This window comes from Arthrobacter sp. S2(2024) (assembly GCF_036662515.1).
Classification (GTDB): Bacteria; Actinomycetota; Actinomycetes; order Actinomycetales; family Micrococcaceae; genus Arthrobacter.
This window is the reverse complement of sequence record NZ_JAYKZI010000005.1, coordinates 104,038-125,683: the sequence shown is the minus strand read 5'-3', so window position 1 is coordinate 125,683 and position 21,646 is coordinate 104,038. Positions and strand designations below refer to the sequence as shown.

The 21,646-nt window shown below is 56.9% G+C and carries 17 protein-coding genes; 5 read left to right on the top strand and 12 right to left on the bottom strand.

Annotated elements, in window-relative coordinates; translation table 11 throughout:
* The first annotated feature begins 77 nt into the window (after nucleotides 1-77).
* From VLA65_RS12780 to VLA65_RS12765, 4 genes are all read left to right on the top strand, one after another.
* Nucleotides 78-737, top strand: a complete 660-nt coding sequence (locus VLA65_RS12780; protein WP_332602714.1) for a response regulator transcription factor — start codon at nucleotides 78-80, stop codon at nucleotides 735-737.
* Entirely contained in the window at nucleotides 734-2,521 is a 1,788-nt protein-coding gene (locus VLA65_RS12775; RefSeq protein ID WP_332602713.1) for a hypothetical protein, read from the top strand. Before VLA65_RS12780 ends, VLA65_RS12775 begins: the two co-directional genes overlap by 4 nt.
* A gap of 89 nt (nucleotides 2,522-2,610) precedes the next feature.
* Nucleotides 2,611-3,216, top strand: coding sequence for a YdcF family protein (locus VLA65_RS12770; protein WP_332602712.1), 606 nt, complete (start codon nucleotides 2,611-2,613; stop codon nucleotides 3,214-3,216).
* 595 nt (nucleotides 3,217-3,811) lie between these two features.
* Complete coding sequence (locus VLA65_RS12765) at nucleotides 3,812-5,452, top strand: hypothetical protein (RefSeq protein ID WP_332602711.1); 1,641 nt, start codon at nucleotides 3,812-3,814, stop codon at nucleotides 5,450-5,452.
* Nucleotides 5,453-5,510: 58 nt separating this feature from the next.
* Here the strand turns inward: VLA65_RS12765 and VLA65_RS12760 are convergent, their stop codons facing one another.
* From VLA65_RS12760 to pdhA, 3 genes are read right to left on the bottom strand one after another with little or no spacing between them, the layout of a single operon-like run.
* The gene (locus VLA65_RS12760; RefSeq protein WP_332602710.1) at nucleotides 5,511-6,965 is read right to left on the bottom strand and encodes a dihydrolipoamide acetyltransferase family protein; all 1,455 of its coding nucleotides are present in this window, start codon (nucleotides 6,963-6,965) and stop codon (nucleotides 5,511-5,513) included.
* Nucleotides 6,966-6,967: 2 nt separating this feature from the next.
* Nucleotides 6,968-8,095, bottom strand: coding sequence for an alpha-ketoacid dehydrogenase subunit beta (locus VLA65_RS12755; protein WP_332602709.1), 1,128 nt, complete (start codon nucleotides 8,093-8,095; stop codon nucleotides 6,968-6,970).
* Nucleotides 8,092-9,324 (bottom strand): pyruvate dehydrogenase (acetyl-transferring) E1 component subunit alpha, encoded by a 1,233-nt coding sequence (gene pdhA / locus VLA65_RS12750; RefSeq protein ID WP_332602708.1) that lies wholly within the window; start codon nucleotides 9,322-9,324, stop codon nucleotides 8,092-8,094. The genes VLA65_RS12755 and pdhA overlap by 4 nt, the downstream gene beginning before the upstream one ends.
* A 171-nt stretch (nucleotides 9,325-9,495) precedes the next feature.
* Between pdhA and VLA65_RS12745 the strand changes: the two genes are divergently transcribed.
* Nucleotides 9,496-9,960, top strand: a complete 465-nt coding sequence (locus tag VLA65_RS12745) for an Lrp/AsnC family transcriptional regulator (RefSeq protein WP_284989995.1) — start codon at nucleotides 9,496-9,498, stop codon at nucleotides 9,958-9,960.
* A gap of 676 nt (nucleotides 9,961-10,636) precedes the next feature.
* Here the strand turns inward: VLA65_RS12745 and VLA65_RS12740 are convergent.
* From VLA65_RS12740 to VLA65_RS12705, 9 genes are all read right to left on the bottom strand, one after another.
* Nucleotides 10,637-12,187, bottom strand: a complete 1,551-nt coding sequence (locus VLA65_RS12740) for a polysaccharide biosynthesis tyrosine autokinase (protein ID WP_442319981.1) — start codon at nucleotides 12,185-12,187, stop codon at nucleotides 10,637-10,639.
* Nucleotides 12,188-12,493: 306 nt separating this feature from the next.
* The gene (locus tag VLA65_RS12735) at nucleotides 12,494-13,696 is read right to left on the bottom strand and encodes a glycosyltransferase family 4 protein (RefSeq protein WP_284989997.1); all 1,203 of its coding nucleotides are present in this window, start codon (nucleotides 13,694-13,696) and stop codon (nucleotides 12,494-12,496) included.
* A complete protein-coding gene (locus VLA65_RS12730; protein WP_332602707.1) occupies nucleotides 13,659-14,846 on the bottom strand; it encodes an O-antigen polymerase in 1,188 nt (395 codons plus the stop codon). The genes VLA65_RS12735 and VLA65_RS12730 overlap by 38 nt, the downstream gene beginning before the upstream one ends.
* 172 nt (nucleotides 14,847-15,018) lie before the next feature.
* Nucleotides 15,019-16,176, bottom strand: coding sequence for a glycosyltransferase family 4 protein (locus VLA65_RS12725; RefSeq protein WP_284989999.1), 1,158 nt, complete (start codon nucleotides 16,174-16,176; stop codon nucleotides 15,019-15,021).
* Nucleotides 16,169-16,645: a hypothetical protein gene (locus tag VLA65_RS12720; RefSeq protein ID WP_332602706.1), complete on the bottom strand. Its 477-nt coding sequence runs from the start codon at nucleotides 16,643-16,645 to the stop codon at nucleotides 16,169-16,171. Before VLA65_RS12720 ends, VLA65_RS12725 begins: the two co-directional genes overlap by 8 nt.
* A 524-nt stretch (nucleotides 16,646-17,169) precedes the next feature.
* Nucleotides 17,170-18,588, bottom strand: coding sequence for a lipid II flippase MurJ (locus tag VLA65_RS12715; RefSeq protein ID WP_306959105.1), 1,419 nt, complete (start codon nucleotides 18,586-18,588; stop codon nucleotides 17,170-17,172).
* A gap of 56 nt (nucleotides 18,589-18,644) precedes the next feature.
* Nucleotides 18,645-19,010 carry a DapH/DapD/GlmU-related protein gene (locus VLA65_RS22015; protein ID WP_370872121.1) on the bottom strand — a complete coding sequence of 122 codons (366 nt, stop codon included), beginning with the start codon at nucleotides 19,008-19,010 and terminating at the stop codon, nucleotides 18,645-18,647.
* Between the two features lie 170 nt (nucleotides 19,011-19,180).
* Nucleotides 19,181-20,143 carry an NAD-dependent epimerase/dehydratase family protein gene (locus tag VLA65_RS12710; RefSeq protein WP_332602705.1) on the bottom strand — a complete coding sequence of 321 codons (963 nt, stop codon included), beginning with the start codon at nucleotides 20,141-20,143 and terminating at the stop codon, nucleotides 19,181-19,183.
* A 26-nt stretch (nucleotides 20,144-20,169) separates the two neighbouring features.
* Nucleotides 20,170-21,291: a DUF1972 domain-containing protein gene (locus tag VLA65_RS12705; RefSeq protein WP_306959106.1), complete on the bottom strand. Its 1,122-nt coding sequence runs from the start codon at nucleotides 21,289-21,291 to the stop codon at nucleotides 20,170-20,172.
* Nucleotides 21,292-21,646 lie beyond the last annotated feature (355 nt).

The window sequence follows — 21,646 nt, the reverse complement described above, 5'->3', positions numbered from 1 at the left end:
CCGTCGTGATCTGTCCTGAGCCGTAACAACTGGCTGCTGCCGGTGAATCACTCGGTGTGCTCGGATACCCTTCAACCATGGGGGCTATGGGGTGGGTTCGGCGGGTACTGGTTGTCGAAGATCAACCGTTCATGCGCGGGCTTGTTGCCGAGGCTTTGAGGGGCGCGGAATTCGACGTGCATGACTGTGCCTCCGCGTCCGAGGCCATATCGATGTTCGCCGCCGTCGATCCCGATGTTCTCGTGACTGACATTGACCTGGGTACCCGGCCCAACGGCGTCGAACTGGCGCACGTGGTGAAGGCGCTCTCACCGGGGTGTGCCATCGTTTTCCTGACGAACTATCCGTCGGAAGCTCCGTTTTCCGAGTTGCCGGCGGGATCAACGTTCGTCAACAAGTCGTCCCTCGACTCCGTGGACGGCCTCATCAGTGCGGTGAACTCGACCCTCGTGGAGCTTCCCGTCACGGTGACTCCCCCGGTGGAGTCTGGCGCAGCGAAGATCGGCGCGCTGACCCGCGTGCAGTTGGATATCCTGCGCTTGGTCGCGGAGGGATGGTCGAACGCTGAAATCGCCAAACAACGGGGAAGCAGCATGCGCTCCGTGGAGAAGGCCGTCTCGCGCACGTTCGAGGCCCTTGGCCTGAACCGGAATCCGGACGTCAATCCGCGGGTTGCCGCGGCCACGCTGTACTCGCGCACGTTTGGGTTGCCGGCCCCTGCCGATAGCGATCAATGAGCCGCCGCTCCCCTGCGCTCTGGGCCCGGGGTATCGGCAGTAACAATGCCTTGAGCTTCTGGTCGTGGCTTCTGACCTTGCCCTTGGCGCTGACAGTCATGAATATGTTTGCCGGGTCGGTCACGCTCGCTGGGACGGGATCGGTCCCGCTGGCTGAGGAAGCTTCCGGCACGGCCGTCGTGTTTCTGGTGCACGTGGTGCTTGGCCTTTTGGGGATACTCCTGCGCCCCTTGATCCCGGCCCGCCCGAGCCTCAAAGGCAGAATTACGACGGCGTTCGGCACCTTCGCGTTCCTGGGCGCCTGCCGCCCGCTCCTGGTGGCTTGGTCCGCACGGGCCCTGAATATCGCGGACCTGAGTGAAGATCTCTGGGCCCGCGTCCTCATCAATATCGGGGCGGCCCTGGTTTTCCTCTCGGCGATCGCGATGCTGACGGACTCCATCCGCGGGCACGCCGTGCTTGAACGCCGGCTCCGCGCTGCCCAGGCTGCGATCGAGGCTCAGCTCGGATTCGATGAGCACCGCTTGCGCTCGATCCGTTCCGACTATGTCACCGAACTCTCCAAACGTCTTGACGCGGTCCTCGCTTCCCGGATGAGCGCAACCCTCCACAGATCCGAGGCTTCACGCCTGCTGCGGACCATCTCCGATGACGTCGTCCGCCCGATGAGCCACCAGCTCTTCCACGACCACACCCCTTTGCCACCTGAGACACCCCCTCCGCGGCCGCCTTCCCGCGCGGAACCCACCGAGGGACTCCCGCATTTGATCAGAGCCGCACCGATCGCATTGCCTGTGCTGCTCTTCGAATCGCTCATCGCAGTGCGACTGCTGACAGAATACGGCCTCCTCTTCCTGCTGGTTCAGGGGGTTGTGGGCGGGACCATCCTGCTCGTCGGGAACGCGGCAACCGCCCGGACGGTACGGAGGATCGCCAGTCCCCTGCGGCGAATTTCCGCCATGACCCTTTGCTACGCGGGCACGTCCGCACTTGGCGCGTCGGTGACCTGCCTCCTACAGGAGGCGTTCGGCTATGCCCAGCTCTTCTACTGGTCCGCCCTCTGGTCCTATCCGCTGACTGCGCTCACGGTGGCGCTTCTTCGAGCTGCCGAACGCCAACGACGGCGGCATGAAGTCAGGCTGGCACGCTCGCTCAACGAGCTACTCAAGCTTGCAGACCGCGCGCACCAAAAGCTGCTCCACACCCGCCGGAGGGTCGCCAGGATCCTGCACACCAAGCTGCAAGGAAACCTGGTTTCGAGCGCCCTCGCCCTGGCCGGCTCCAGAGGGAACGACGCGGAAGAGGATCTGGCCCCGCAGGACGTTAGGGACATCTTGGCCAGCGCCGTGGCTGCTGCGCAGAGTGAGATCTTGGAAGAGCCACACGGGCAGTCGGTGCGCGGAGCGTCCAGTATCCGGGAACTGCTGAGTACCTGGGGGCGCGTGTTGAAGCTCGCGTGCGACATTGATCCCGGTGTGTGGGCGCCATGCGACGAGGACCCGGCCCGAGCTGAGGCAGTGATTGAGGTGCTCTCCGAGGGATTCACCAACGCCATCCGGCACGGTGTACGAAATAATGTCCGGGTCACGATGTCGCTTCCTGAATCGCGCCCGACAGGATCGGCGGCCGACACCGGCGCCATTCACATAAGCATCAGTTCCCCTGGCAGGCTCCGAGGCCCGGTCCGCCCTAGTCTCGGGATGACAACGCTTCAGGCATTGTCCAAGGAAGTGACGCTCAGCGCCGATGGCGACAAGGTCGTCCTGCGGGTTGTTCTTGGGTGAGCCAGCGGCGGGTCTCTGTGTGAGCAGATAGTAGTCTTAGATCCAGTGCAGCGCTGCCGCCCACATCCCCGCATTGGTAAGAGGACGGTATGACTCTTCTCCGCGATCACGAAATACAGGCCAACCCGCCTGTCCGAAAGAAGCGTCTGTTCTTTCGCTCGTTTGCTGTCCTTGCAGCCTTGGCGATCTTCTGGGCCGTTGCCGGCATCTTTCTGTACGTGGCTCCGCCTGCAGACCAACCCAAACACGCTGATGTGCTGTTCGTGCTCGGTCCGCCGGACCAACGCATGGTCTACGCCGAACAGCTGATGCAGCAGGGTTACGCGCCAACCATTGCCGTCTCAAGCCCGGTGGGCAAAGATGGCAGATTCGAAGCGGCAATATGTGGCGATCACCGCTCGTACCGGATTATCTGCTTCAACCCTGATCCGTTCACTACCCAAGGCGAAGCGCGAGCACTAAAAGACCTCTCGGATCAGTATGGCTGGAAGAGTGCTGACGTCCTGACCGCCCAGTTCCACGTGACACGGGCCCGAGTGATCGTAAGCCGCTGCTACTCAGGAGACCTTCACATGGTCGCTGACCGGATGAACTTGCCGCCGGTTTCTTTGACTGACCCCACGTATTCCTGGGCATACCAGTACCTGTACCAGACGGCGGCCTTCGTCAAGGTTGCGATCCACCCGGACTGCTGAGTCAAAAAGTGATTCCTCCAGAATATTTATAAAAGAACTCGAATAATCGCGACATGGTCCCGCCCGCAGCGGATTCCACAATTGCCCAGCTTGCCCGGACGGTTGCCGGATTCCGCCATAAGATTCGCTAAATTTTAGTAAGTCACCTTAGTAACTAAAACCCTGAACGTGCAGTACTTGATTCTTAAGGAAATTCAAACCTTACAAGCCCAACCCCTGCAGTGAGCATCTCCACAGACAGGGCTCTTTTGACGTACTCCCACGTCAGACCCTATTTTCAATTTCGCCGACCAGCCATGAAGCTGTGCTATCGCACGCCAAGTTTCGGCAAATAGTGTGTGGCTCCGCCGCCTCTGCCGCGAGTGTTCAGGCTAAATCTCATCGAACGAAATACGTAGCTCAGCCGGCAGAAGCGAGTATGGACGGCTAAAAAGGCGTAATAGCTACTGTGGTTAGGGGAATCCCGCGCACTTAGCGTTTGGACATGTCGATCTACCTGTAGGAATGCGTACTACCTCGGGGCTTCTTCAAGCTCCCGACCACCTGCGCAGCTCTTCCTGGTCGATCAACGGTCTCCTATCAACACCATCTGGGATTGTGGTCGGTCATGTACAACGAATCTGAGGAACGAGGTGCGCCGCTGGGGGGTGCCGCCAGTATCAAACGCCGTGGCGTATTCAAGCTTGGAGCTCTCGCGACAGCGGTGACAGGTGTCTTCGCAGCTTCAAGCTTCGAGGCCGAGCGGGCCCAAGCAGCCGAGTTGTCCGGGCTGGCACAGACAGGAATCGGCACCAGTGATCTCGCCGCCAATTACGTCCTGAAATGGCAACCAAACACCGCCTACATTGTTGGTTCCCCTGTCCTCAACCCGTCCGGTGACATGGTCACGGCGAAGAGGAGTTTTACTTCAGGGGCAAGCTATAGCGCGGCCGATTGGAACCTCAGCCCAACGTACGTTCCGGTGGTTGCCACGGGGACAGGCCTTTATCGGGTTGCAGACGCTTCCGGAACTTACCCCACAACCCCTATTTTTGGGGATGCCGGAAGCATGGGATTCGCTGGTTCAGGTTCGCCGTCGGGGATTGCTGGCGGACTGGGATGGTACAAGCGGTTCGGCTTTGCCTCGCCCGGCAGTCCAGTGCTCAAGACAACGCAGGGCCTCTTCGGGAACACGCTCTACTACGGCCCAACCACCGATGACAGCGCAGAAGGCGGTTCGTCTACTACATATCTCAAAGACGACGGCAACATTGGCTGGGCGCAGGCGAAGCCGGTAATTGGCTGGGAAGCCAATGTTCGCGTCGAGGGCGCGGTCCAGGCCGTAGCCGGGGACACCGCCCCTGTCGGCGGTATGGGGACCCGTCTCAATGTCCTCGGCACAGCGCACGTCGCCTCCGGGTATGGCTTCAAGACCTCCACCCAAACCGACCCCGGCGCAACAGGCAGTATTGACAAATACGTAGCCTATTGGCAGCAAGTAGCGTCCGGTGCCGCAACCGCTTTCGGTGTGTATGTCATTGATCCAGCAAATTCCGAAACCCAACTCAGTGTAGGTCGCTCCGCTGGCACTGCATTCAAGGCCAAATATGGAGGCGACAAGGACGGATCGACGTCGCTAGTTCAAGTTGGGCAGCCCACCGCGAGCTATGGCACACTTTCCGGCGCATATACCCTGACAACCACGCCGCAGACACTTACCACTAATCATGGTGCGACCCTTCCAGCTGGCGGCGGCACGTTCATGTTGGACTCATCTAGTCGGACCATCGTCGCCTACACTGCCTTCTCAGGAGCGACCATAAGTGGCGCTGTCATTGCCTCAGGATCATTCGCAACCACTAATGGTCAGCTCATGCTCGACCCAACAACACCGAACACGACGGCGTTGCGCATCAATGCTCAGAAAGGGCAGGCGAAAAACCTTACGGAATGGTTTGACAGCGGGTCAAACCTCCGCGTCCGCGTCAACGCCCAAGGCAACTTGGTCACCCAAGGAACTAGTTTCTTCGCCGCCAACGGATCCGCAGCCACTCTCGCATCAATGAACGGTGCTACCGGAGCTATTACCCCCGGAACAACGGCTGGCCTGGGTTCAGGGATGTACTCGGGAAACGGCGCGCCCAACGTGGTCGGGTCAGTCGCCGGGGACTATTACTTCCGAAAAGACACTCCTAGCACCGCAAACCAACGCATTTATGTTGCGACTGCGGCTAACACGTGGATAGGAATAGCGTGAGGCAAGCGGAAATGTTCGGACCATCGACGTCCTAAACATCCGGATACCTTCGCTGACCCTACAAATCCGCCAGCACCGTCCCAGGGTTCTCGATCGCGTCCGCAACATACCGCAGGAAACCCGCAGCCGTCTCGCCATCACAAACGCGGTGGTCAAATGCCAGCGTCAACTCGGTGACCTTGCGGACTGCAAGCTGGCCGTCCACCACCCAGGGCTTGTCGATAATGCGGCCCACACCGAGCATGGCAACCTCGGGGTAGTTGATGATCGCAGCGGATCCGTCCACTCCGAACACTCCGTAGTTGTTCAGGGTGAAGGTGCCGCTGGCCAACTCCGTCGGAGTTGCCTTGCCGTCGCGTGCGACGGCAGTGAGCCGACGGATTTCGGTATCGAGTTCGCGGGCGTTCAACAGATGGGCGTTACGGACTGAGGGAACCACGAGTCCGCGGTCCGTCTGTGCGGCGAAGCCAAGGTTGATGCCGTCGAATGCGATGATCTCCTGCATCACACCGCCGGCCGTATCCTCGGCCGTGACAAACCGGGTGTTCAGCTCGGGGAATTTTTTTAGTCCGGCTGTCACAAAACGAGCGATGAACGCGAGCAGGCCGGGAGCGCCGTGCGGATCGCGCTTCTTGAGTTCTGCACGCATCTCAAGGAGCGCGGTAGCGTCAACGTCCACCCAGACAGTTGCCTCTGGGATCTCGGAACGGCTGCGGGTCATGTTGGCCGCAACAGCTTTACGTATCCCACGGACCGGAGTGCGCGATGCCACGGTCAAGCCGGTACGGGCGTCCTGGACTCCGGTGGAAGGCTGGACTCCGCTGGAAGACTGCGTAACGGCGGGCACCTCAACGGGAGCGGTCTCGCGCGTGGCCCCTCCGATGGCGGCCTCAATATCGCGGCGCAGGATGAGCCCGCTCTCCCCCGAGCCAGGCACGGCGTCCAACGAGACTCCATGGTCCCGGGCCATCTTGCGCACCAATGGGGAAATCACGGCGGAGAGCTTCCCTGGGATCCGCGTACGGGACAACGAGAGTTCGGCAAAGTCGGGCTCCGAGGTCACAGCAACAGCAGAACCACCAGACACCTTCCGCGGCCGGGTGCGGCGGGCTTCGCCGCCTCCGGATGTGCCGTAGCCAATGAGGACGTTCCCGGATCCGGCTTTCTCTTCGGACCGGTAGGTCTCGGCAGCGACGGCCACCGCGGGCGCCGCAGGGACCTTTTCTTCCGCAGGCTCAGGCTCAGGCTTAGCAGCAACCGAAGCACCGACAGGAGCCACCGAGATCAGCGGCTTCCCAACGTCCAGCGTCTGGCCGGCTTCACCGTGCAGCACGGCGACTATGCCTGCGTACGGCGAAGGCACCTCCACCATGGATTTGGCGGTTTCAACCTCAGCGATCGGCTGATCCACGCGGATCTCGTCGCCCACGGCCACAAGCCAGTTGACGAGTTCAGCCTCGGTGAGGCCCTCGCCCAGGTCCGGCAGCAGGAACACCTGCATTTCTGTGCTCATGGTCAGTTCTCCCATTGAAGGTCGTCAACGGCGTCGAGGATGCGGTCGACGCTCGGCAAGTAGTAGTGCTCCAGCTTCGGAGCCGGGTACGGGACATCGAAGCCGGTCACGCGGCGGATGGGCGCGGCCAGATAATGGAAGCAGCGCTCCTGCACCCGGGCCACGATTTCGGAGGATACGGAAGCGAATCCGTGAGCCTCGGCGATGACAACAGCTCGGCCGGTCTTGCGCACCGATGCGCAGACTGTTTCGTCGTCGAAGGGCACGATGGAGCGGACATCAATCACTTCAAGGCTGCGGCCCTCTTCAGCCGCCGCAGCCGCGGCGGCAAGTGCGGTCGGGACCGAGGGGCCGTAGGCAATAAGCGTTGCATCAGTGCCGGGGCGCGCGACGGCGGCGCGGCCCTCGCTGCTGGATCCTGTCGCAGCATTCGCGGCGTGTTCGGCGCGCAGGGCGCCCAAATCTACCTGGTCTTTGGACCAGTAGAGCTTCTTGGGTTCCATGAACATGACGGGATCGTCGGAATCGATGGCTTCGCGAAGCATGCGGTAGCCGTCCGCTACCGTCGCCGGCGTGTAGACCTTTAGGCCGGCGGTGTGGGCGTAGTAGGACTCGGACGAGTCGCAGTGGTGCTCTACGCCGCCGATCCCGCCGGCATACGGGACGCGGATGACCATGGGCAGCGTGACGGCGCCCTTGGTTCGGTTGTGCATCTTGGCGACGTGGCTGACTATCTGTTCGAAGGCCGGGTATGCGAAGGCGTCGAACTGCATCTCAATTACGGGCCGCATTCCATTCATGGCCATACCTACTGCCATGCCCACGATGCCGGACTCGGCCAACGGGGTATCGAAGCACCGCTGCTCTCCGAATTTGGCCATGAGGCCATCGGTGATCCGGAAGACGCCACCGAGGCGACCAACGTCTTCACCGAATACCAGGACGGACGAGTCGGCCTCCATGGCGTCCGCCATCGCGGTGTTGAGGGCCTTGGCCATGGTGATGGTCTGCGGGCCGGAGGCTTCGGCGACTGCGGCTGCGCTGGCTGCCGCGCTGGCGGTGGCAGAGCTGACATCACCGGTTGCGGCGTGCTCGGTGGCCTCAGAGGATGTGGTGACGGCGGGGCTCATTTGCCTGCCTCCTTCTGGCTGGATGCCTCACGGGCGAGTTCGTCGGCGAGCAGGGCGGACTGCTCCTTCAGTTGCGGAGTGGGTGTGGAGTAGACGTAGCGGAAGAGGTTCTGCGGGTCGACCGGGACGTCCTCCCCCAAGCCTTCGCGAAGCTGCGACGCAACGGCTTCAGCCTTTGCCGCGATTCGTGTCGAGCCGTCGTCGTCGAGGAGTCCTCGGCCGGTGAGATAAGACGTCATGCGGCTGATGGGGTCCTTGGCAGTCCACTCGGCCACTTCGCTGTCCTGCCGGTAGCGGGTGGCGTCGTCGGCGTTGGTGTGGGCCTGCATGCGGTAGGTGTGGGCCTCGATCAGGAGCGGGCCGGAGCCTTCACGGGCCAGTTTCACCGCCCGGTCCAGAACGGCAAGTAGCGCGACCAGATCATTGCCGTCAACGCGCTCACCGGCCATGCCGTAACCGACGGCCTTGTGCGCCAGCGACGGTGCCACGGACTGTTGGCTCAGAGGCACAGAGATCGCGTACTTGTTGTTCTGTACGAAGAAGATGACAGGCAGGTGGAAGACCGCGGCGAAGTTGAGAGCTTCATGGAAGTCCCCTTCGCTCGTGGCACCGTCGCCGCACATTGCCAACACCACGGTGTCTTCGCCGCGAAGTTTGGCGGCATGGGCAACTCCGACGGCGTGGAGCAGCTGGGTGGTCAGCGGCGTGCACTGAATGCCGACCTTGTGCTTGGTGGGGTCGTAGCCGCCGTGCCAGTCGCCTCGGAAGATCGTCATGGTCTCCACCGGGTCCACTCCGCGGGACATGACCGCCACAGCGTCGCGGTAGGTGGGGAACAGCCAGTCGCCTTCGCGGAGGCACAGAGCAGCCGCTACCTGGCAAGCCTCCTGGCCGTGGCTGGACGGGTAAACGGCCATGCGGCCCTGACGGACGAGGGCGGAGTTCTGATCATTGACCCGTCGCCCGACAACCAGTTGCTCGTAAGCCGCCATGAGTTCGGCATCGCCGGGGATGGGATATTCGTGACCGGGTTCGGTACCCTGTTCAGCTTCAGGCTTGAGCACGCCAGAAGGATCGACCATCTGGATCTGATGGCGGGCAGGCAGCATGTAGTCTTCCACGCTGATTCCGAACTTGCGCCGCACTTCAGAAGCTTGATCGTTTGCTTCGGTTTCGTCCGGCCGAGCGTCAGCAAGACCCTGGGCCTCATGGTCCGCGGAGATCGTCATTGGTCCGTCCTTCTGTATCCACTATTTGTCACCAGTATGTTCCCTAGCGAAGTTTCGTATCCAGCTCTGGCCAGAATCGTGGAAAAGCTTGCCAGAAACCTATAGTCTGGAAGACAAATCGCAAATGTGAGCTGGCTAACGGGCCCACACTGTGGACGAATTGGAGATGCGATGGCCGAGGTCGAAACCGACCAAGCAGAAGTTCCTCTTGACCAAGTGGATAGGGACATCATTGCCGAGCTGACACGGGACGGCCGGATGTCTGTGACCCAGGTAGCTGAAAACGTCCACATCAGTCGAGCGCATGCATACTCGAGAATTTCCCGGCTGACGGGCGAAGGCGTGCTCACTAAGTTCACCGCACTTGTGGACCCCATCAAGGCCGGCTTGAAGTCATCGGCCTACGTCACGCTCAAGGTGCAGCAGCACTCGTGGCGCGAGCTCCGTGAAGAGCTTCGGCTCATTCCGGAGGTGCAGCACATCGCGCTTGTCGGCGGCGATTTCGACGTCATCCTGCTGGTCCGCGCCACTGACAACATTCACCTTCGCAGGGTCATTTTCGACCAGTTGCAGTCGATGCCGGGCGTGCAGGATACGCAGACGTTCCTGGTGTTCGAGGATCTGGATACGCGGTAGGACCACGGCTTGAGGCATATTCAGGGAACGCTACGTGCGAACTCCAAGGCCGTTCAACCTACGTCGTTGGACAGACACACGTTGTCGCGGGAGCGCAACAAGCAGGACGAGTCAGCTTAGTCTTTCCCCGCATACGAAGGGCGATGATCAACATGCCAGCTCCTCCGACAATTCCAAGAGCACCAAGCATCGTTGACAGGCCTTCGACGTAGTCTTCAATGGACATCGAGCGCTACCGAGACAGCGCCAGGTAGACCACTCCGGCCGTTACCAGCAACAAGACAATCAAACCGCCGAACTTGAACCGTTTCCGGGTGGCCTTTCGATATGGATTGATGTCCACGTACGGCAAAGCGTCCTCCACTTTTGATGTTCCTGAATGTCCCGTGAATAAGTATCGGCGATGAACCGCTCGACGTAAGGGATTCGGAACATGTTGTCCCTAAGAAGGACTCGCCGAACCCATCAGGAGCTGGGCTGAACAGAGGATTTCTCCCCTTGGGCTCTTCGACTCCGATAGCAGGCTCATGAATCACCACGGTGAACGGTCAAATGAAACTTGCCGAAAACTCAAGCGCCCCCGAAGTCTTTGCCACCTTCTGGTGCGAAGATCTCTCCTTAGAACAAATAGACCGATCGTGCCAGCGACTGGAGTCGTGCCCAGTCTGCTCGTCTCCTACTTGTCCAGCCGGGCGCGCGGGAACGAACGGGCCTGCCTAATGTCATCTGGTTTCATGACATAGTCAAGAGCATCCAAGGCCCCAGCATCGTTTGAACCCTGTATCCCGGAGCTGGTCGACGGACCGGCTTTCGAGTCACTTGAAGCGCTTGCGTACTCCCCGCCGTAATAGCTGTATGCGTAGGAATCTGGGCCCTTAATAGGAACCCGGTTAAGGACCACCCCGAGAAGCTTCGCGTCAACCATCTTGAGCGCGTCCAGGGACTTCCGCAAATCGTGATGCTTGATCTTCTGAGAACCGATTACGATCACAACACCTCCAACGTGCTGGGACAATACGGCTGCGTCTGTGACCGGAAGGAGCGGAGGAGCGTCAACGATCACTGTGTCGAATGCATGTTCCAATCTCGTAATGAGATGTTTCATCTCTTCGGAGCCCAAGAGTTCACTCGGATTCGGCGGAATCTGGCCCGAAGTAAGCACAAATAGATCATCTTCACCCCAAGGTTGGATTAGATCATTTACGTCGGCAGCTCCCACCAGAGCAGTTGTTAGACCTGCATTTCTATCTAGGCCCAAATAATCATGAACCATGGGCCGCCGAAGATCTGCATCTATGAGACACACCGTTTGCCCCGCCTGGGACAGAGCAATTGCTAGGTTAGTCGCCGTCGTACTCTTTCCTTCTCCCGGAAGGGACGACGTGATCAACACGGTCTTCGCTTGCCCGGCTACATTGGCAAACTGAAGGTTTGTACGCAGCTGACGGTATGACTCGGCCCTTGGGCTCTGCGGGCCAGATTGAGTCAGGAGCGGCTTTCGAACTGCGTCAGCATGGAACGCGATCCCGCCGAGAACTGGAGCGTCAGTAATTTTGCGAAGGTCGGCTTCTCCTCGAATTCGAAAATCCAGGTTCGTCCTGAGAACCGCAGCGCCGATACCCAGAACTAGTCCCAGAGCAAGGCCTAACAAGAGATTCAACTTCGTATTGGGCGCTGAGGGTTCCGAAGGGGCTTCGGCGGGCGTGATGATTGAAAGGCTGACTGGCGATGTACCGCCAGTTTTCGGTTTCTCAAGCAGGTCGATCGCCTTGATGAGACTGTTGGCGACAGATTGCGCGGTTGCGGCCGCCTGCACCGGCGATGTGTCCGAAACCGAAATGTTGATGAGGACTGTGTTGACATCCGTACTCGCTTTTACGTGTTTAGCGAGTTGATCAGCGGTGACCTTCAAACCCAACGCGTCGATCGCGGGCTGCAGCACTACCGGAGTGGTCACTGTCTTGACGTATGACTGCACCCGAGCCTGAGTGAAGGTGTTCCCCTGCTGCAGTTCTTGCACCGTACCGGAACTCTGAATGGCCACAAAAAGTTGAGTCTCTGCGGTGTAGGTGGGCTGAATTAATACGGATGTAACGCCTCCCCCTAAGAGGCCTGCGAGCGTGAAGGCTACAAGCAATATCCAGTTTCGACGCCCAATGCGCAGATAGTCTCTTAGGTCCAAACCAGATCCCCCTGTATCGATGAATGGAGCCCTGCCGGATGGCATGCCACCATAACTGCTCAATTCTTGCGGTTACGGCAATTGTAGCTGTTTGGAAGTGTTGCGGATTACGGTCCAAGCTCGCCAGAAGACCTTCACGAGCTCGTCGCCGACCATGAAGAGGAGCCCTAAACACTGTCGACGACCAGAACTCGCCAACGACGACAGATGGAAGGCGACGGTTGGAGATGAGACTCCGGAAACTTGTCAACGCGTTGTTCACGTGTTCCCCTATCTGAGCGTTGCAGATCCGTACTCTGCAGCAAGACCTCACCGAGCTCCGCCCCCACCACGACGCCCACGGTCATACCCCTACCGATGAGATCCCGAGGAGGCAAGGAGCGTCGACTTATAGATATCGACTATCCGACCTACCATCGCATCCCGCGTGTACATTGATAGATCACGCTTTGCCAACTCCGCTCGCTTGGCCGCCAAGAATGACGGATCACGAACTATCCTCGACAGCGCCTCCGCAAGTGACTCGACCAAAGCACCAGGATCAATGTCTACGGTCCCAGCACCGGAGAGCTCTGATAGCGCGCCTCGCCCAGTCAAGAGAGCAGGAGTCCCGCGCACAAGGCTTTCGAGAGCAGACAATCCCATGGTCTCTGGAACTATCGATGGCATCACGGTCGCTTCCGCCATCGAAACTAGATCCAACAAATGCCCTCTATCAATTACTCCCAAGTACTCAACACTTGGGTCACTTGCCACTGCCGCGCGAACAGACGGTTCCAGAGAACCTCCGCCGACAACAATCAGTTTGTAGTCTTCTTTGGTTACCAAACCGGTCCAAGCATCCAAAAGCTGCCCCAAACCTTTGGACTCGTGGAGTCGGCCGGCATACAGCACAAACTTCGAACCGTTAGCGGGAGATTCAGACACCAGGACTGTCTCGGGAGAATTGGCGGGGACCCCCCAAGGGACAACGGTCATCCGCTCTTCCGGAATGCCCGATTCGACCAACATCTGGCGCAGAAAGCTAGACGGAACTATAAACTGATCTACAGAATCTATGTACCTACTCTTGTAGATCACTTGCTCCGCAGCACACACCACCGATGCAATTGCACTCCCCTTGACGCAACGGTTCAGAACGGCTGGCAGCGCAAATTTTCGTCCCACGCAGTCAGTGCAGATCTGAGAATCGCGGTATAGCGAGTAGCAAGGAGCGACCAACTTGTAGTCATGCAGGGTCATTATGGAAGGAACCGACGAAATATCAAGCACGGATGGACTCAACTGGTGGTAGATGGAGTGATAGTGCACCAAGTCCGGTTCAAACTTCTCAATGGCAGCGGCAAGAGCCTCTCGCGCAGCTGAGTTCCAGAATAGCGAACCGACCGATCGGACTTTTGCCGCCAGACCACGCGCTCGAGCATCGAATCCATCACCGGGTACATCCTCCGAACTAAACAACTCCACTCGATGTCCAAGTTCAGAAAGGCCCGCAATCAAATCTAGAATATGCGACTCAACGCCGCCGTGAAACTCCCGATACTTCGAGACCATTAGTATTCTCACCAAAGTCCCCTTTCACTCGATCAAAACCGAACAGACAAATCACGGCAGCGAAAAGAAGATTTGGTTTCGCTCCGACGTAACTATAAACAGACATCAGAATATACGCCGAAAAATAATAAGCCCACACCAAATTGGCCAAATTCAATCTAAACAACCCACGAGATCGAAATATTTCAAGAAGTATCCCAATCGCAACGGCGCCTACTATGACCCCCGCGAGACCCCAATCCAGGTACAACCCTCCAAAAAGAGTGGGCGGCAACCCGCCAACCTGATCAGGTTGTCGATCGAGCAAAACTGTTACAAGTCGATCCGACGGCATAACCTGAAATCCGAGAAAATTCTGTAGATCGGCCCAAAAGAACTGTCCGGAAAGGAAACTTTCGTGAATGGATTCTCGGGCCGCCGACATTACCCGAGGTCCGGTCTGAAGTGAAATATCCAAAGTGCCGAACCAGGAGTCTTGTTCCCGGGTACCCAAATACGCAAGGCTAGCTTGACTGCCATTTGATCCAAGTGTTCGCGCATAACCAAAAGCTCCAATAACCCCAAAACCAGCAGCCGCAAACAACAAAATTGTCCTGAATCGCGGTCTAAAGAAATCGACGCTGAGCAGTCCGATGGCAATAAGCGGGATAATGAATAGTGATCTCCCTCCACTCAGAAAAAGAAAAACGAGCGACAGACCACCAAGTACGAACCACTTGCGGCTTCCGCGGCCTGCACAAAGTCGGGCAAAAGCTATAATCACAACTATCTGCAGAATTGGAAGTATAATTGGCCAGAATCGACCTAGGACTCCGTAGTTGCCCGTGAATCTACTACCGTCCACGTCATTCGACAATACTGGAATTCCCCCAGTTGCATAGTTCACCACGGCGGCAGTCATTGCCAAACCCGAAATGACAATTATCCTATGGTCTCCTCTGAACAGTACCTGTCCGAATTTCGGCTTGGATTCGAGGGTATAATCACTCTTAAATCGAAGGTTGGCAGCGATCAACGAACCGGCAAAAAGACTTATGAGCCCGATAGCGACGAGCTCATAGTCTTGACTCGTTGGGTTAATACCAAACACTGGGCCTGATCGATCAACCAGCCCAACGCCGTAGACAGCTGCTATGAGGAGAATGACCAACGCAGACGATCCTTCTAAGCCCCGACCAGCCGTTGAACGAAGGCGAAACAGACAGAAACCGCAAATTGCAATTAGAACCGCAAAGCTAACAGATGTTTCATTCGGGCCGCCAGATACGAACGGAAATAGCAAGGCAATAGCGATCGCAGTCAGGGATCCGATAAATCTCACATTAAGTCGATGAAACATATAACTCTTCAATCAGACTCGCAGTATTTTCGATCCCGAGGCCTGCTCGATGCTCGGAGAAATTGCTGTGCCCAATTAGCTCTGCTGAATCTAGGGCCTTCGTCAGCGCATGAACATCCCCGGGTTCAATCAGCACGGAAGGCGCAAGCCTGGCAATATCTGTAATGCCCGGAATGGCTGTTCCAACAACCACGCATCCTGCAGCTATTGCTTCCGCCAGGCTGTTCGGCATTCCTTCGCTGTAGCTTGGTAGTGTGAAGACATCGCTCGCCCAGTAGATTGAAGGCATTTCTTGCGGATCAACGTGCCCGAACAATCTTATTTTGAATCCCACGGCCTGCATGGCGCTTATTTCACTTATGGCCCGCGAAGTCAATTCGCGATAAAAACCCTCATATGGTCCAACAAGCCATAACTCGCTATTGCTGGTTTTCGATCTAAGCTTCCAGGCCGACAAGAGATCTAAGATGCCCTTGTGCTCAACCAGATAACCGATAAATGTAGTAACTTTCGTCTCGGGACCCACGCCATATTTTTTTCGGGCGCTTTCCCGTCGTTCCTCGGTCCGGTCCAAAGCATGAAGGTCAACGCCATTTCGAACCAACCTGAGACGTTTCGCGGGAACGAACGCCTTCGCCTTTTCGTAGGCTTCCGTGCTGAGCACAACTACGTAATCCGACGCCCTGAGCGACAGCCCGTACAGCCAGCCCAAGGGGACTGCCCGTAGGAACTTCCGTCCCAACACGGTCTCTGGATCATCCTCGCCGTCTCGGGTCACCTTCACAACCGTGGTGGCCGACACAAGCCGACCAGCAAGCACAGCCGGAATACTCCACCAATATGCTCCGTGAACGTGGACTGCCGTGGGGCGCCTCTTCAAAATTATCGACGCCGCGCCCAACCCCAGCGCGATGGTGGTCAGTGCTCTTTGAAGCTTGCCCGTCCCCGCGATACCCCGAAGCAGCCGAACCACTCCGAGCCCCTGGCCGAGAGAGCTTCCGACGCCCTTCTGATCTAGGGTGACTACAGCCACTTCCCAACCGCGACTAACAAGAGTCTGGCTCAGAAGCTTCGCCTGCTGTCCTGCTCCCCCATAAATTGGCGGATACTGGGAGCACACCATAACAACCGACTTATTCACGAAGTCCTTCCCTGCAATTCTTATCGAGGATCAGTCTTGCAAAAGTTCCACTGTCCCAGGTTGCGAAGACCTTCTCTCGGGCTTCCAGCCAAGCACCGTCCGGGGATCGGGTTAGCGATCTTTCAATAGCCTCGGCCCAGGCCGAGGCGCTGCCGCCCCTTACGAGTTCGCAAAGCTGCTCGGTCCTTTCCCCTAGGAGAGTCCTTATAATCGGAGAATCTTCAACAACGGGAATAACCCCGTGCCGCAGATATTCGAGTACCTTATAGCCGGCCTTCCGCTTGTTCCAAACCGTGGCCTCTAGAGGCATCAATCCTGACCAGCACCGCCTCAATGCGTGTTCTTCAACCGAAGCTGTCCATTGTTGTCTTCGAATGGATCCAGTCAAGTCCACGTCGATCGGACTGCCGACGATTAAGAATTCTAGATCCGGGAGCAGTGCAGCAACTGCCGGAAGAATCGATTCCACGTTAGAAATTGTTGACGGACTTCCGAGCCAAAGAACCGCGCGCTCTTTAGACGCTAGATCCTCCTCGGTTTCGGGCAGAAGCGGGCTCGGTCCGGGAAAAATGACACACCTTGAATCCGAGCTCAATCCCAGGTCATTCCGTATCATCGCGTTCGAAGTCAGCACAAGATCGAAATATCGAAGACCTCGTCGTACACGCGAACTGGCCTTAGTCACTTGTCGACTGGACGAACCTGGATATCCAAGATAAATCGCGTCATCCAGATCAAAAACCATTCTGGCGCACAGCGAACGAGAAATCTGAAGAAACCACGGCGGAGGCATTACTTTCTGAAAGAACAAAACTTCAGGCCTACGAATCAGCGTTGAAAGAAATAAATAGATTGGCCAGAACCTTGACGAACTTATGATTCTTATGACCCGGTATCCAGAATGCTCGATATGGTCCAAGGGAATGTGGGCGCGAATTCGACTACTCGCAACATCTCGTGTTCCAAGCACTAGGGCAACAACGGTCTTAATTTTCACAGTTTCCCGCCTGTGGCTGCTCGACATTGCTTCCAAATTGGCCTATAGAATCGAATAAACAGTACAGACACTATGAAGAAGAACCCCAATAGTACGTTTGTCAAACCCACGTCGCTTCCTACGGTTAGGCGGGAAATTACGGAAATGCCAAAAGAAACAATAACCGAGAAGCTCGAAAAATACAGTAGGGTCCGATACGCGCCAAGCTTACGCCGTAAATGGGGCCAAATGGGAGACCGCGCAACGAGCCAGATAATCCAAAAAAGAGTGACAACCGCTCCGGCGCTGCTCGCTATTGGGACGGCAGTCAGTTCGAAGGCTTGCTGAAGCAGACGAGAGACTATGAATGTGACAACTAGTCCGATCACCGCGGCGGTCGCGACGCGCACGTAGCTACGCTCAATATACAAATATGATGTGAGTGCCCCGGTAATTGCGCATGCGATCACCCAGGGTAGTTGGCACAACAATACATCGCCGACATCTACGGCATCCGAACTAGTGAATTCACCTCGTACGAAGAGGACACGAATTACGAGATCTTTCAACGGTAAAGCGACCAATAGAACTATCGCGGAGAACACGATCGTGGTGACGACTGTTTTGGCCATGAGATCGGCAGCGCTTTCCAAATCCTCTGATTTCACTTTGCGGGCGAGCGTCGCGTTGGCCGTAAGGGCGAGACCAAACGCCGCGAAAAGCAACAGTCCCTGGGCGAGTTTCTGTCCAAACCCCAATGTCGCGGTTGATCCCGTTGGGCCAACCACGGACAAGAATCTTTCCAATAGCGGCTGAAATTTTGACAATAGTGTGAAACCAACAAGAAACACGTAGAGGCGAATGGAAATATGGGATCCTACCCCGAATGGACCCCCTCGATTCATGGAAAATACACCGACGAGGATCATCTGGCACATGTAGCCAATAGTTAGACAGGCGCCTATCGAAGAAGGCTGTTGGGTCGTTCCGGTCAGCATAAATGAACCTAGGAGCGCCGCCCCATTGATTGCCGGACCAATTCCGGCGACCACGAAGCGTTTCCTTATGTAGGCCACGGCCAGTGGTATTGCCGTCATAGCTGCAAACAAATGGCTGGGAGCAGACCATCGGAGAATATCTGCAAGGCCAGGCTCACAGTAGTTTGCGATAAGAAGCTGGGCCAGCGTCAATACTGTGCCCAGCATGACGAATTTCGGCCAGTCGCCGAGGCCAATCTCGCGCGTTATCGGATTCTCAAGTCGTGGAACCAGTAATATTGGTACAAGCGTAAAGAAAAGCACCGTTCCGAACGTGACAATACTCCACGCCAGTTGAAAGCTGTCAGACGCGCCGGAAAGACCCATTGTCGCCGCAACTGCACTCTGGAAGACAAATCCCAAGATCACATTTAGGAGGGTCAAAACCGTCGTCGTCATGCCTGCCCTTGAGGCCGACACCGTTCGTTCCGAACTTGTCTTAACACCCACGCCAGTCACGAGTGGCTACTGAGGTCTCGAATAGTTCGAGTAGGTTGACCGCCCACCACGAATGAATCAGCAACGTCTTTGTGGATCACTGACCCTGCCGCAACAACAGCACCGTTCCCGATGCTAATGCCTGGCAGGATAGTCACGCCAGCGCCGATCCATGCGCCGTCACCGATCCTCACTGATCTAGCGACAGGTGATCCCGCACGCTTACCCCTGTCGCCGATTTCGTGAGTGCTCGTCAAAATCGTTGTCCCCGGACCGATCGCCACGTTCGTGCCAATGAAGACTTCGGCAGAAGTGTTCGCCTCGATCAAAACCCCTGCACCGATGAAGCACCCTTTTCCAATCCTCACAGTGTTGCCGGTCATACGGGTACCCCCGCATATCTCAACTCCTGGGGCGACCCGTGCGCCCCCCAACTTGAAACACAAGGCCCGAAGCCGTCTCGTGGAGTACGGAGGAAGAAGGACAGCAGCCAAGCAGTGACCAAAGGCAAGTCGCAACGCTCGAAGCTCAGAGGAAATGCTAAAACTAACCATCAATGCGTTGACCCCCAGGTACCGTAAGTAGGCTCAAGCTCGAACTTCACCTGACGAGCCACTCCTTCTTCGATTTGTACGCGGGGTTTCCATCCCAGGATCTCAGAGGATCGGCTTCCATCGGCTCCAGTACGGAGAACATCGCCGAGTTGAGCTGGATGTCGAGACAAATTCACCGGACCGCCGACCGTCGATTCGACCAGCGATATCAGTTCGTTCATAGAAATATCCCCAGAACCCCCGATATTCAATCGAACAGTTCCGTCAGGGTAGATCGAAGATGTCGCACGAACGCAAGAGTCAACGATATCGGCTACGAAAGTAAAGTCCCGCCTCTGATGTCCGTCACCATAAAGTCGAAACTCCCCGCCATCAATTGCAGACCTAATCAATCGCTGAATAGCCATGTCTGGCCGCTGACCCGGGCCGTAAACCGTGAAGAAACGAAGGGCAAACACCTCGAGACCGAAGTTCGCGGCGTGCGCATCAAGAAGACTCTCCCCTGCGAGTTTGGTAACCCCGTAGGGACTCCTTGGGATCGTTGGGGTAGTTTCGTGCGTTGGGTAGGCGTGCGCGTCACCATAGACCGATGAGCTGCTGGCGAAGACAAATCTCTTAACGCCAGCCTCCCCGGCCGCAGTTGCCAACTTATGCGTGGACAGCAAGTTTTCATTGATATAGTTGTCAAACTTCGCCCAAGATGCACGAACGCCGGGCTGGGCAGCTAAATGAATAATAGCGTCAACTCCAGTCAACTCAGCCTTCGTGAGTATCGCTAAGTCCATCTCAATGAACTGGAACGATTCTTTCCCCATGTTCCAAGCGTTGTTTCGTTCTTTTAATTCGCGAGGGTAGTAATCGGTGAAGGAATCAATCCCCGTTACCTGATGACCGTCAGCTAGCAGTCGATTTACTAAATGGCTTCCGATGAAACCGGCACATCCCGTAACCATAACGCGCATGTCGTATCGCTCCGTCTTTATTCTATCTAGGGTCGGTTCTTGTTCTTTTTGCGCTCAACCAAACAAAGTAACCGATCTTGATACTTCTCTAATACTGAACTCCATGAATACAGACTCCTCGCACGCTCGATATTCGAGGTAGAGGTTGCTTCCTGAAGTGATTCGGACTCCATGAGTCGCACGATCGAGTCGTAAATATCCATCGGGGAATTAGATGTAAAAATCGAATCGTTGCCTAGAACTTCGCGATTGAACGCAGTGTCAAGGGCGACGATCGGGGCGCCCGTAGCCATTGCCTGAACCAGGGCAGGATTGGTGCCGCCGACGCTGTGGCCGTGGAAATATGCTCCCGCATGCTGCCACAATGCAAACAATCGCGCATCATCGCTAATTCTTCCGAGCCAATTGAAGTTCGGATGCTTGCGATCCAACAACTCCGCCTTCTCATCAAGTTCGCCACCATACCCCGACGCACCGACCACTACAACCGGATACTCCTTGGCAAGCCGGTCCGCTGCTTCGAAGAATTCATGAATCGTATTCTCTGGAACAAATCTTGCGACGACGAGCACGTACGATCGAGATCGCAGTTCTTCACCAAGCTCGAGGGGCGATATCTCATCCCCGCCATACGGAATAAATGTACTTTCCCTACCGAATTGAACTTTCCACCGATGTTGGATTTCTTTGGCATCCGCCACCAGCTCGTCCGCAAACTTTGCGGTGAGCCTGGCTCCCAAACGAAAGACGGTTCGGGCAAGACGTCCCCATTTCGCCCGCTCCCACTCCATGCCATCAACATTAACGAGAGTTGGAATTCCCCTGAGCTTCAGAAGAGGCAACCAGAATCCGTTAGCGACATTCATGACGAGCGCTACATCTGGCTTTGTGCGAACCGCATGCAAAACGGATGTGAGGCCGAACGAGAGGGTGCTGAATGATCGATTCTCTATCCCAAACGTAATCTTTTGACTGATTCTGGGATCTGCCTCCGCAGCAACTTCCCTTGACGCCTTACGGCGGCCATAGACGGTAACCGTCCAGTCGCAATCGGCGAGGAAAGGTGCTAGCTTCCGAACCGCAGTTTCGAATCCGCCGTAGTAACTTGGATAGCCTCGAGTACCTATTATTGCTATCGATTTGGTCATGCTCACCCCAATTTTATTGCTTTGCTTCATCGATAATTCAGGTTGATTTCGACGTGCTCACCGGAACGTTTCCCCGCCTCGCTTTAGTCAAACCGTAAGTGTCCACCGCTACGCCGTTGCGGCTGAGTAGAGCCGCCGACCCTGACAAGTGCTCCCAGATGGAGAGGCGTGGTCTCACGGATGATGCTATCCCGCCGAAGGACATGACTGGAACCGAGCGGGAAGTGTGTGTCAGCCTGGGGAGGCTTGGCTTACCGTTGACATTCTCGACGCGCACTGCCCGGATCAGTGCAACGGCACTGATAGAATTTGCAGCCATTCGCCTTCTTCCGTAGATCGAGGCAAACAAGCGACT